Annotated in this window: 14 protein-coding genes; 13 read left to right on the forward strand and 1 reads right to left on the reverse strand. The window is 28.6% G+C overall.

What is annotated here, in order from left to right; genetic code table 11:
• The first annotated feature begins 3 nt into the window (after positions 1 to 3).
• Both CHRY9293_RS15875 and CHRY9293_RS15880 read left to right on the forward strand, forming a co-directional pair.
• Positions 4 to 1,008, forward strand: coding sequence for a peptidylprolyl isomerase (locus tag CHRY9293_RS15875; protein WP_228455572.1), 1,005 nt, complete (start codon positions 4 to 6; stop codon positions 1,006 to 1,008).
• A gap of 196 nt (positions 1,009 to 1,204) precedes the next feature.
• Positions 1,205 to 2,371 (forward strand): retropepsin-like aspartic protease, encoded by a 1,167-nt coding sequence (locus CHRY9293_RS15880; RefSeq protein ID WP_162033882.1) that lies wholly within the window; start codon positions 1,205 to 1,207, stop codon positions 2,369 to 2,371.
• A gap of 72 nt (positions 2,372 to 2,443) precedes the next feature.
• Here CHRY9293_RS15880 and CHRY9293_RS15885 read toward each other — a convergent pair whose 3' ends face one another.
• Positions 2,444 to 2,710, reverse strand: coding sequence for a hypothetical protein (locus tag CHRY9293_RS15885; RefSeq protein WP_162033883.1), 267 nt, complete (start codon positions 2,708 to 2,710; stop codon positions 2,444 to 2,446).
• 664 nt (positions 2,711 to 3,374) lie between these two features.
• Between CHRY9293_RS15885 and CHRY9293_RS15890 the strand changes: the two genes are divergently transcribed.
• From CHRY9293_RS15890 to CHRY9293_RS15940, 11 genes are all read left to right on the forward strand, one after another.
• Positions 3,375 to 4,169 (forward strand): DUF4393 domain-containing protein, encoded by a 795-nt coding sequence (locus CHRY9293_RS15890; RefSeq protein ID WP_162033884.1) that lies wholly within the window; start codon positions 3,375 to 3,377, stop codon positions 4,167 to 4,169.
• A gap of 126 nt (positions 4,170 to 4,295) precedes the next feature.
• Entirely contained in the window at positions 4,296 to 4,952 is a 657-nt protein-coding gene (gene darT / locus CHRY9293_RS15895) for a type II toxin-antitoxin system toxin DNA ADP-ribosyl transferase DarT (protein WP_162033885.1), read from the forward strand.
• A 12-nt stretch (positions 4,953 to 4,964) separates the two neighbouring features.
• A complete protein-coding gene (gene darG / locus CHRY9293_RS15900; protein WP_162033886.1) occupies positions 4,965 to 6,023 on the forward strand; it encodes a type II toxin-antitoxin system antitoxin DNA ADP-ribosyl glycohydrolase DarG in 1,059 nt (352 codons plus the stop codon).
• 307 nt (positions 6,024 to 6,330) lie between these two features.
• Positions 6,331 to 6,507: a hypothetical protein gene (locus CHRY9293_RS15905; RefSeq protein WP_162033887.1), complete on the forward strand. Its 177-nt coding sequence runs from the start codon at positions 6,331 to 6,333 to the stop codon at positions 6,505 to 6,507.
• Positions 6,508 to 6,630: 123 nt separating this feature from the next.
• Positions 6,631 to 7,176: a GNAT family N-acetyltransferase gene (locus CHRY9293_RS15910; protein WP_162033888.1), complete on the forward strand. Its 546-nt coding sequence runs from the start codon at positions 6,631 to 6,633 to the stop codon at positions 7,174 to 7,176.
• Positions 7,177 to 7,331: 155 nt separating this feature from the next.
• Entirely contained in the window at positions 7,332 to 7,886 is a 555-nt protein-coding gene (locus CHRY9293_RS15915) for an AAA family ATPase (protein ID WP_162033889.1), read from the forward strand.
• Between the two features lie 178 nt (positions 7,887 to 8,064).
• Positions 8,065 to 8,514: a VOC family protein gene (locus CHRY9293_RS15920; protein WP_162033890.1), complete on the forward strand. Its 450-nt coding sequence runs from the start codon at positions 8,065 to 8,067 to the stop codon at positions 8,512 to 8,514.
• A gap of 175 nt (positions 8,515 to 8,689) precedes the next feature.
• Entirely contained in the window at positions 8,690 to 9,316 is a 627-nt protein-coding gene (locus tag CHRY9293_RS15925) for an HD domain-containing protein (protein ID WP_162033891.1), read from the forward strand.
• A 37-nt stretch (positions 9,317 to 9,353) separates the two neighbouring features.
• Complete coding sequence (locus CHRY9293_RS15930) at positions 9,354 to 10,097, forward strand: DnaJ domain-containing protein (RefSeq protein WP_162033892.1); 744 nt, start codon at positions 9,354 to 9,356, stop codon at positions 10,095 to 10,097.
• 24 nt (positions 10,098 to 10,121) lie between these two features.
• On the forward strand, positions 10,122 to 10,451 hold the full coding sequence (locus CHRY9293_RS15935; protein ID WP_162033893.1) for a hypothetical protein: 330 nt from the start codon (positions 10,122 to 10,124) through the stop codon (positions 10,449 to 10,451).
• A gap of 80 nt (positions 10,452 to 10,531) precedes the next feature.
• The gene (locus CHRY9293_RS15940; RefSeq protein WP_162033894.1) at positions 10,532 to 10,828 is read left to right on the forward strand and encodes a hypothetical protein; all 297 of its coding nucleotides are present in this window, start codon (positions 10,532 to 10,534) and stop codon (positions 10,826 to 10,828) included.
• The last annotated feature ends 150 nt before the right edge of the window (positions 10,829 to 10,978 follow it).

The following is a 10,978-nucleotide window of genomic DNA, read 5'->3' on the forward strand; positions in this document are numbered from 1 at the left end:
AAAATGAACGTAGACAAAGAAACTTACGAAGGTCTTAATGATGGACTTTATGCAAATCTTCAAACCACGAAAGGGAATCTTATCGTTAAATTCGAAGATAAAAAAGCACCTGTAACTGTAGCTAATTTCATTGGTCTTGCAGAAGGGAAAATTGATAACAAAGCTAAAGCTAAAGGAGTTCCTTATTACGATGGGACTATTTTTCATAGAGTAATCAAGGACTTTATGATTCAAGGGGGAGATCCTCAAGGAACAGGAATGGGAGATCCCGGGTATAAATTCGAAGACGAAAAAAATGATCTTCAGCACACGGGAAAAGGAATTCTTTCTATGGCTAATTCCGGACCTAATACAAATGGATCTCAGTTTTTTATTACAGAAGTTGCTACTCCATGGTTAGATGGAAAACATACTATCTTTGGAAAAGTAGTGAAAGGGAATGATGTAATTGATGCTATTGCGAATACTGAAAAAGGAGCTAATGATAAACCTAAAACTGATATTGTTTTAGAGAAAGTTGTTGTTTTCAGTAAAGGAGATGAGTATAAGAATTATGATCCTGCAAAAACTTTTACGGAAGGAAAGGCTAAAATTGCTGAGCAGAATAAAATGTTAGCGGAAAAAGCTGAAGCTGAGCAGAAAAAAATGCTTGAAGATTTGAAAGCAGGAATGCAAAAAACAGAATCCGGTCTATATTATAAAATCACTAAAACCACTACCGGAAAAGCTCCTAAAGCAGGTGATAATGTATCTGTACATTATGCAGGAAAATTAGTTAACGGAATGGAGTTTGACTCTTCTTTTAAAAGAAATGAACCCATCGAAATTCCTATTGGAATGGGTAGAGTAATCAAAGGATGGGATGAAGGTATTCTTTTATTAAAAGAAGGAGAAGTGGCTACGTTCTTGATTCCACCAGCATTAGCTTATGGAGAAAGAGGTGCCGGAGGTGTTATTCCACCAAATGCTTGGCTAGTTTTTGATGTTGAGCTTGTAAAAGTTCAATAATGAAAATATAAGATATGATAAAGCCGTCCTTAGGGATGGCTTTTTTAGTTAACTAAAGGATAGGAAAAAGGGATCATTTTTATGTACTGAATTATGTAGAAATGCCTATCAATTATCAGAAGTCTTTCTTAAATAAATTAGTGTTATTCATTTTTTTAAATTTTAAAAACTACTATATTAGCCTAAAATACATATAATGAGAAAAACCTTATTTTCCATCTTTCTAGTTTTTACCATTACTCTTTCTGGCCAAGGAAGAAAATTTTTTGAAAGTGGAGAAGTTCAGATGAAAAATGCTGTAGAAAAAATTAATCTTACGTATGCCAATGACTTACCTTTTGTAGAAGTGAGTATAAATGGTAAAATGTACAATTTTCTATTGGATACAGGGGCGCCGACGGTTATCTCTACCCAAGTGTATAAAGAATTAAATCTGAAGAAAAAATATGAAGGCAAAGTAAAAGATTCTCAAAAAAATAAGCAAAACCAAATATTTACTGAATTACCTGAAATGATCATAGATCAAGTTATTTTCAAAAATATTGGAGCTATTGTTATGGATCTTTCTGTTTCAGAGTTGGGATGTTTTAAGGTAGATGGAATTATTGGAGCTAATCAAATGTCAAAGTTGTTTTGGAGAATTAATTATTCTGAAAATTTAATTGAAGCAACTACAGATTTATCACAATTTGATTATAAAGATTATGATTTGGTTATTCCTTTTGAGTCAAAAGCTCAGAAAACACCAGTTATTGAAACCCGAATTTTAGATAAGAAAGTAGAGCTCACTTTTGATACCGGATTTTCAGGGAGGATGAAGGTATTCGATACTACCTATAATGCTAAAAAAGTAAAAAAAGCCATTAAAACATTTGGTACGAATGCTGTGGGAGCTTATGGTGCAGGAAAACCGGCTGTCAGTTATATATTCAGGACGGATAAAATAGCATTGGGTAATAAAGAATTCGTGAATGAAATTATTCAAACGGGAAATTCAAGCTTAATTGGAAATGATTTCTTTAAAAATTATATGTTCATACTCGATTGGGAGCATTCAAAAATTTATATGAAACAGATACAAGAAAAGTATTCTGAAATGGAATCTTTTGGATTTGGATATCGTTTTATAGACACAAAACCTGTTGTTACCTATGTTTTTCAAGAAGAAAAGATTCCTCTTAAAATAGGGGATTCGATTGTGAGTATCAACAATGTAGATTTAGATCATCTTGATAAGGTATCATCATGTTATTATTTTATTAATAGAGTCGAAAGAAATAACAAAATAATTGATGTGGCTGTGAGGCGAGATTCTAAAATAATAAGTTTTAAGCTTGAAAAGAAGCTGTATCTTCAGGACTGATAATATACAAAGTCATAGAAAATAAAAACCGCTCGAAGTAAACTCCGAGCGGTTTTAAAGTAAAATCTAAAATTACAGATGCCTGTCTGACCTTTTCTTCCATGAAGAAGTGCCTATACTTCCGGCTAATGAACTTATAAAAACAAGTCCAAAGCTTAAGTACGCAACAAGCGCGATTATATATATCATTAAACTGTTCAAGCTAGGTTTTGAAGTATATGAAGCATATACTAATACGGAAAAAACAGCAAAACTCGATAAAAGGAATAGGCTCCAAATATTCATTTTTGCAGAATCTTCGTTCCTCTTAAAAATCATTTCAAATACGTTTCTAATCATTACATCTTTTTTAAGGGTTATACAATTTACTATGTTCCGTTTTTCAACGAAATTTATTCGTAATATAGTAGAGCGCAATATATTATCCACGAACTTAGGTAGTGAGGTTACCCAAAGTTCATTCAAATTTATATACAAGAGTACTCTACGTATATTTTTTAAAAGCATTTAAGAATCAGATACATGATTCAAGTACTTTTGATAATCGATACCGGATTAATAGTAAAGTATTACACACCACTATTAATGATCTATTAATTAAAACAGCAACAGTATCTTTAAAAGAATCATAAAAATATGATAGGTAGTCTATAATAGACTCAATGGAATTGTGAGGGAATCCCAAAAATCATTTATCATCCTTGTGCTTTTAAATTTTTTTCAAAATTTATATCGCCAATTTCATGCCAAACTTCTATTTTTTATTAATAATTATGAAATGAGTAGATTATTGTTTTTATTTGGAACATATTTAAATAGAATTGTAATGTTTGTTTGAAATGAATTTTTAATAATAATATTTCAAAGTACTGTTCTCTGTTTTTTTGTTGCTACCAGTTGTGAAATTACGTTTTGATTTCATAACTTTGTTTTAAACAGTTGAGCAAATTCGGTTCCAATTTCGGCAACAATCGCAAGGCTAATAGTTTAAACAGTAATTTTAATGGATAAAAAAACAACTTTGGGATTAATACGAGACTCACAACAAATATTATCAACATTTTATGGTGATTTAGCACAACCGTCTGTAAAAAAGGTAGGAATTGCTTTAGAGACTACTGTTGAATTTTGTACTTCCATACTTTTGCCAGTAAAATATCAAAGTGAAAAATGGAAACTTAATTTTCAAAAAAAGCTTAATGATTACAAAGATAATCTTGAAAAAATTTCTGAAGAAAAAATCATAGAAGTAAATCCTCAAATTGGAGCTCCAATTTTGGAAAAACTAAGTTACATAACGAATGAAGAAATTTCAATAATGTTTATTAATTTATTGACTAAAGCAAGTTCAATTGATACTGTTAATATAGCACATCCCAGTTTTGTACAAATTATCGAACGTTTGTCTGTTGATGAGGCAAAAATATTAAATAACTTGGATAATAAGGATTTTATACCTTATGTAAATTTTCGACTTAAACAAAATAATTTAAAAGGATACATCGAAATTTTAGGAAAGGGTACATTATTACAATTTGAAAACGATTTATTATTTCCACAAAATATTAACACTTATATCGACAATCTTATAAGTACTGGAATCTTATCAGATAAAGATGGAACTTATAAAGTCGATGAACAAATTTATGTGCCTCTATTAGAAAAATATGATTATGAAGGGATGAAATCAAAGTTTCAATCTAAATTTACTGAGTTTAAAGAATTGCAGATAAGTAAATCTTATTTTGAAATAACAAGTTTTGGAAAGTCATTTTTGATTGCTTGTAGCCAAAAATAACACTATGACTGTAATTTTATAGATAAGAACGTAGCCAAGATGTAGAAGTGAAAAACCTTAAGAATTTAAAATGGATGGCTTTCCATTTAACTTACAGAATGATTATCTATTATTGGTAGTAAAAATATGAGTAAAATTGATAAAAAAGTTTATAGAATGACACACATCGAGAATATCTCTCATATTCTCAAGTATGGAATTACTCATAAAAATTCGCTTAATTCAAATCCACATTTCGTGAACATTGGAGATTTGAGTTTAATTGATAATAGAGAGCATAAAGAAGTTACTGTTGATAATGGTGATTTTTTAAATTTTACTACTAAAAGTATTAAGCTTGGAGAATATATTCCATTTTATTTTGGAGTCAAGATGCCCATGTTATATATAATGCAGATGGGTGGGAATTTTGTAGAAAAAGCAACTAAACCTGAAGATATTATATATTTAGTTTGTTCAATTGATAAAATTATTAATAAAAAGTTAGATTTTTATTTTAGTGATGGGCACGCTACAAACAATTACACTTCTTTTTACGAAAAAGATCAAATTTATAAAATGGATGAAATTGTTGATTGGTCATCTATAAAAGCACCATATTGGGGTGGTGACGAAAATTTAAATATTAAAAGAAAGAAACAAGCAGAATTTTTAGTTTCAATTGATCTAAGCCCTGACCTAATTATAGGTTTTGGTTGTTATAATGAAAATGCAAAAAAGAGATTAATTGAATTAGGAGTGGAAGAAAGTAAAATAAAAGTTATTCCTCAAGGATATTTTTAATATATTGCACTTATGATAAAATATGTTACTGGAAACATCTTAGATAGTGAGGCCGAAGCTCTTGTAAACACTGTTAATACTGATGGTGTTATGGGTAAAGGGGTTGCTTTACAATTTAAGAAAGCATTTCCAACAAATTTTAAACTATATCAAGAAGCCTGTAAAAACAATAATATTAATATAGGGCAACTTTTTTATGTAAAAGATAGCAATATTACCTCTGAAACTAAACTTATAATAAACTTTCCAACAAAAAAAAGCTGGAGAAAACCTTCTGAATATTCTTTTATTGAGCTTGGATTAGATGATTTAATTAGAATTATTCAAATAAATAAAATTAAGAGTATTGCAATTCCCCCACTTGGTTCAGGAAATGGTGGCTTAGAATGGGAAAGAGTAAAAAAGATAATCGAAAAAAAGTTAAGAAAATTAGATATTGATATATTTGTTTATGAACCTAATATAATAATTAAAGAACATTTAAAAGCCGAACGTGTTAAACTTACAGATGCAAGAGCATTGCTTCTTTATATTTTATACGATTTGGTTAAAAATGGAGAATATGTTTCAGAGTTTTCAAGTGAAAAAGTTTGTTATTTTTTACAAAGATTAGGTGCCAAGCAATATTTTAAATTAAATTTTGAACCTAACTTCTATGGTCCCTATTCAGGAAAAGTAAGATATCTTCTCAATAAATTAAATGGTAGCTATATTATGGGGTATAGTGATATGAATAAAAAACCTTTTGAACCATTATCACTTGTTGCAGATGGGTATGATGAAGTTAAAAAATACATTGAAAATGATTCAATTTTGTTAGATATAGCTATAAAAACTACTAACTATTTAAATGGTTTTTATTCTGACTTTGCTCTAGAACTACTTTCAAGCTTAGATTATCTTTATGAAAAACATAAAACTACAGACGCTAATTTTTTAACACAAAAATTAAAATCTTGGAGTGATAGAAAAGAAAGTTTGTTTTCTCATCCAAAATATATACATATTTCTATTAATCATATTAAAGAATTAGATCAATTATCAAAAATTGGAGCGAATGTGGGAAATTAAAATTTAATCCTTCCGCTAACCGTTTTATTATAATACGTTACTACTTTCTTTTAATAAAAAATATGGACAATATTTTGATCAAAATTAAGTGGAAATTCATTTTTTTGTTTAGTTTGCTGTTTTATAAAGTCAAGCTGACTCTCAGAAATGTCCAAAGTATCATACACGACTAATTGAATATGCTTTTCTATAATTTTTTTTATTTAACAATTGGCTTTCTCATATCGATTTTCTACGATGGTTATAAGAAATTCTTAAATTATATCAAAAAGAAAAAGATTGGAATCCCGAAAGTAAAATGTATCAAATGGTTTCAAAAGGGAACAATGGTTTGGATCTTGAGCTTCTCCAATCACAATTTGAAAGTAATAAAACCTATTTGTTTAAATTTATAATCAATAAAGTAGGGTGGACAACGATTCCTGAAAATGCTTTGAATCCGGATAAAACGGAGGATAATAATCTACAATTTAAAATCGATTAGGAATTGACAATTCCTCTTTTTTTAATAATTTCGCCCTATTAAGAAAAATGGGTTTCAGTACTTCTGAATTCCCAAAAAATTTCCTTAAGTTGTTATTTTTACGAAAACAGATCATTACCCCCAATGCCCCACGCAAAAAAATACATATTTACTTCTGACCGACTTGGATTTAGAAACTGGGAATCGGCAGACATTGATAAAATGCACGATCTAAATTCAGACAAAAAAGTGATGGAATTTTTTCCTAGTATTCCCACAAAAAAACAAACATCCGAATTTGTAGAAAGGATGAAAAATGAATTTGAAAACAAAGGGTTTTGTTATTTTGCTGTCGATAAACTTGAAAATAATGAATTTATAGGTTTTATTGGACTTTTGGAACAAACTTACAAAGCTGATTTTACTCCTTGTGTTGATATTGGTTGGAGAATTAGAAGCAGTGAATGGAATAAAGGTTTTGCTACAGAAGGTGCCAAAAAATGTCTGGAATATGCTTTGAATGAATTGGAAATTAAAGAAGTATGTTCTGTAACTCCGAAAATTAATGTAAAGTCAGAGCATATTATGACAAAAATAGGATTGAAAAAACAGTATGAATTTGAACATCCTTTGCTCACTCATGATAAACGACTAAAAACTTGTGTATTATATAAATCCGAACAGAAATAGAAATTGATTGGGCTGAGATGGATACTATTTTTGTACATTTACTTTTTAAAAAGCATTTTGCTCAGAGTATTTCCTAGGACTAAAGTTCTTTAAAAATGCTTTTCCGCTTCTGGAAGATTCGTCAGAAAAATAAACGCATAAAATTTCACATAAAAATGGAGAATAGGAAAGATAATTTCTATATTATAACAGGTGGTCCGGGTGTAGGAAAAACAACACTGATTACCGGTTTACATCATGGAGGATTCGAAACTGTAGAAGAAGAAGCCAGAAAAATTATTAAAAACCAAATAGAAACAAAAAGTGAAGGGCTACCATGGAAAAATAAAAAACTTTATGCGAGTCTTATGTTGGAGGCATCCCTGAAAAGTTATGACAAAATAATTGCTGAAAGAGGTTTAAACCTTACTTTTTTCGATAGAGGAATTTTAGATTCTATTTGTTATATGAAAATGGAGAAAATCCCCATTTCAGAAAAAGTTATTGAATTGATAAAGCTTTATTCTTTTAACAAAAATGTGTTTATCCTTCCACCTTGGAAAGAAATTTATGAAACAGATAATGAGAGAAAACAAAATTGGAATGAAGCTGAGTCTACCTACCAAAAAATGAATGAAACTTATCAAGAATTTGGTTATCATACGATTGAGGTTCCAAAATTAACAACGCAAGAGAGAATTAAATTTATTCTTCAACATATCAGTCAATAATGGCCGAAGATTATGAGATTATGTTTTTGTCTTATATAGGTCTTTTTTCGTAAGTTTACTTCATAGAAAAAGTATTTGTAAAATGCCGGCTTTCCTGAACTAAAGTTTTTCGAATTGCCAGGCTTTATAAATACTTTTTTCTGTTAAAAATCATGATGTAAATAACGATGAAAGTGCAATGGAAATAAAATACGGACATACCAATATCATAACAAAAGACTGGAAAAAACTCGCCCATTTTTATGAATTAGTTTTCAATTGTAAACCCGTCCCGCCAGAACGTAATCAAAAAGGAAGTTGGTTAGAAAAAGGAACAGGGGTGCCTAATGCTCATTTACAAGGAATGCATTTACGACTTCCCGGCTATGGAGAGAATGGACCTACTTTAGAAATTTATCAATATTCAGAGGTGATAGATTCCGAAAAAATGGTATCCAATAAAAAAGGTTTTGGGCATATCGCATTTCAGGTGGATAACATAACTGAACTTTTAGAGCTAGCATTAAAAAATGGAGCCACAGAAATTGGTGAACTAAGTGAGCATCATGTAGAAAACGTTGGATTACTAAAGTTTATATATATCGCTGATCCAGACGGTAATATTATAGAGCTTCAAAACTGGAGTTGAGAATGATGAAATTGATTGTGTAAAGAGAAGACAAAGAATAATTACATTGTTAGCAAATATTTGAAAAAAATGGAGTATATCTTGTGCTAATGAATTTAGCTGGCTTATCCGAAAAAATACTTTTCAATGGGTCTTTTTTGTAAATTTAGATTAATACTAATTTTATACTTAAAGAATGAACAAACAACTTCATGATATATTCAAAAAGCTTTTCTCAACATATTCGGATAATAAAAATCTTGAAAATGAATCTTGGAAAGAATTAGAAAAAAATTATACGAATAGAAAAAGGCATTATCATAATCTCAATCATTTGGAAAGTATAATCAATGAATTAGAAAATCCTGGAATTGAAATTAAAGATTGGGATTCTGTTTTGTTTTCGGTTTTTTATCATGATATTGTTTATCAGAGTACTGCAAAAGACAATGAAGAGAAAAGCGCTGAAAAAGCAAAAATAGTATTACAGAAAATTAATCTACCATCTGAACAAATAGATAATGTTAGTAATCAAATTTTTGCAACAAAATCTCATGAAAAATCAAATGATTCAGATACAAATTATTTATTAGATGCGGATCTTTCTATTCTAGGTAAAAGTTGGGACGAGTACGAAAAATATACAAAACAGATCAGAAAAGAATATTCAATTTATCCTAATTTCTTATATAACCCCGGACGCAAAAAAGTATTGGAACACTTTCTAACTTTTGATGAAATTTATAAAACTGAATTTTTTAAAGAAAGATATGAAAAACAAGCCCGTGAAAATATAACTAAGGAGATTGAATTATTATCTTAAAAGCAATTTCATTCTTATTATTTATATTTTACCTAATATGAAACAGTATTTTCAAATTCTAAATCTTTCAGAAAATTGTTCTGAACAAGAATTAAAAGATTCATTCAGAAAATTATCTCAAAAATATCATCCTGATAAAAATAATGGCTCTACAGAATATGTAAATTTATTTATAAAAATTAGAGAGGCATACGAAAGACTTTTAATTTACTTTACAACAAACTCAAAAAAATCAAATGAAAAAAAATATAATGAAAGTTTTAAGTATTATGAATTTATAAATAAAGGTGGAATTTTTAAAGAAGATTTATTTCAGGAAGATATGGAAAACTTAACTATTCAAAAAATTCATTTATTAAACCAAACTATAAATATTGGAGCTTTTGATTATTTAATAAATAGCTTTGAATTTAAAAAAGAAATTGATAATTCTATTATAAATAGCAAATCAGATGGATATTACCTTATTGTAAATGTAGAAATTAAAAATATAACTATGCAGATGCAAAAATTACATAATTATATGTTTAGGATATTTGATTTTGATGGTTGTTTTTACGAATTTTCGAATCAAGGTTTATCCGCATTATTTTACTCACAAATTACAATTATTCCGTTTTTTGGTAAAGAACAAAATCCCAACATCAAAAGTAATATTAATCTAATCTTTGAAGTTCCAAATATTGATAATTACTATTTACAATTATGTGGAGGTACATATGATTGGAAAGAAAACATATGCATTTGTGATGAAATTGCTACGGTTCTATTAAAAACATGAGCGAATAGTATAAAGATTATTGAATTGAAAAGTAGAAATACTTTAGCTATGCAAGCATTTCAATCTACCATAATAAAACATAAAAATAAAGAAATATTTTCTATTGGGGATGTTCATTTTGATAATAAAAATATTTCAATAAATGTAAGTGGTATTTTTAGCCAAAAGAGGGTAAAGATCTCTTGGGAAAGTGTAAGAACTAAAAATTATTTCACTTATTTTGCTGTTTATTCACAACAAAATCCGAAGGAAATTAATCGTAGTTACTATTATTTAGAAGATTGGAATACCAATATTTTATATAGTGTTTTAAGAACAATTTTAAGGGATAAAGGAATTGAAAGTTATAAATAGAAGATGTCGTTTAATAAATAAGAAGCACTCAAGAGAGTATTCATGAATAAATTAAAAAATTATAAAAATAAAATTAAGTTATGAAAGACAATTATATTCAATATGCAGAAGGTTATAACAAAAACAATATAAATTTTTCTGACATTGAAAAAGCAATAATTGATGTTCAAGAAGCTGATGATGAACATTGTGCCTTTTGGGTTGCAGTAATGACTGAAGATGAAAACGTCATAGAAACCACTAAATATTTGGATTTAACTATTGTATTTGAAGAAAATGAAACAAATTATAAGGCAAAAGATTGGAATGAAGTAAAAGAATTTTATCAATTACTTTTGGAGGAAAAATTTGATATCATAAAAGAAAAGATAAAATAATGAGCACACAGTCTAGTATTTGGAGACACTATCTCGTAAAGTGTGTAAGTTAAAAAGTTAGGCTTGGATTTTATAATCTGAGCCTTTTTTCAAAAATAAGCATAAATTGGTTGAGAACAATACCCCAATTTCGAATAGGCATGGTCCATT

The sequence above is a fragment of the Chryseobacterium potabilaquae genome (assembly GCF_902728265.1).
In the GTDB taxonomy this organism is placed as follows: domain Bacteria; phylum Bacteroidota; class Bacteroidia; order Flavobacteriales; family Weeksellaceae; genus Chryseobacterium; species Chryseobacterium potabilaquae.

Coding starts and splice junctions, on each gene's coding strand:
- CHRY9293_RS15885 (WP_162033883.1), bottom strand. CDS start 2,710: ATGATTAGAAACGTATTTGAAATGATTTTTAAGAGGAACGAAGATTCT.
- CHRY9293_RS15920 (WP_162033890.1), top strand. CDS start 8,065: ATGGAAATAAAATACGGACATACCAATATCATAACAAAAGACTGGAAA.
- CHRY9293_RS15930 (WP_162033892.1), top strand. CDS start 9,354: ATGAAACAGTATTTTCAAATTCTAAATCTTTCAGAAAATTGTTCTGAA.
- CHRY9293_RS15905 (WP_162033887.1), top strand. CDS start 6,331: ATGGTTTCAAAAGGGAACAATGGTTTGGATCTTGAGCTTCTCCAATCA.
- CHRY9293_RS15880 (WP_162033882.1), top strand. CDS start 1,205: ATGAGAAAAACCTTATTTTCCATCTTTCTAGTTTTTACCATTACTCTT.
- darG (WP_162033886.1), top strand. CDS start 4,965: ATGATAAAATATGTTACTGGAAACATCTTAGATAGTGAGGCCGAAGCT.
- darT (WP_162033885.1), top strand. CDS start 4,296: ATGAGTAAAATTGATAAAAAAGTTTATAGAATGACACACATCGAGAAT.
- CHRY9293_RS15890 (WP_162033884.1), top strand. CDS start 3,375: ATGGATAAAAAAACAACTTTGGGATTAATACGAGACTCACAACAAATA.
- CHRY9293_RS15915 (WP_162033889.1), top strand. CDS start 7,332: ATGGAGAATAGGAAAGATAATTTCTATATTATAACAGGTGGTCCGGGT.
- CHRY9293_RS15940 (WP_162033894.1), top strand. CDS start 10,532: ATGAAAGACAATTATATTCAATATGCAGAAGGTTATAACAAAAACAAT.
- CHRY9293_RS15925 (WP_162033891.1), top strand. CDS start 8,690: ATGAACAAACAACTTCATGATATATTCAAAAAGCTTTTCTCAACATAT.
- CHRY9293_RS15910 (WP_162033888.1), top strand. CDS start 6,631: ATGCCCCACGCAAAAAAATACATATTTACTTCTGACCGACTTGGATTT.
- CHRY9293_RS15875 (WP_228455572.1), top strand. CDS start 4: ATGAACGTAGACAAAGAAACTTACGAAGGTCTTAATGATGGACTTTAT.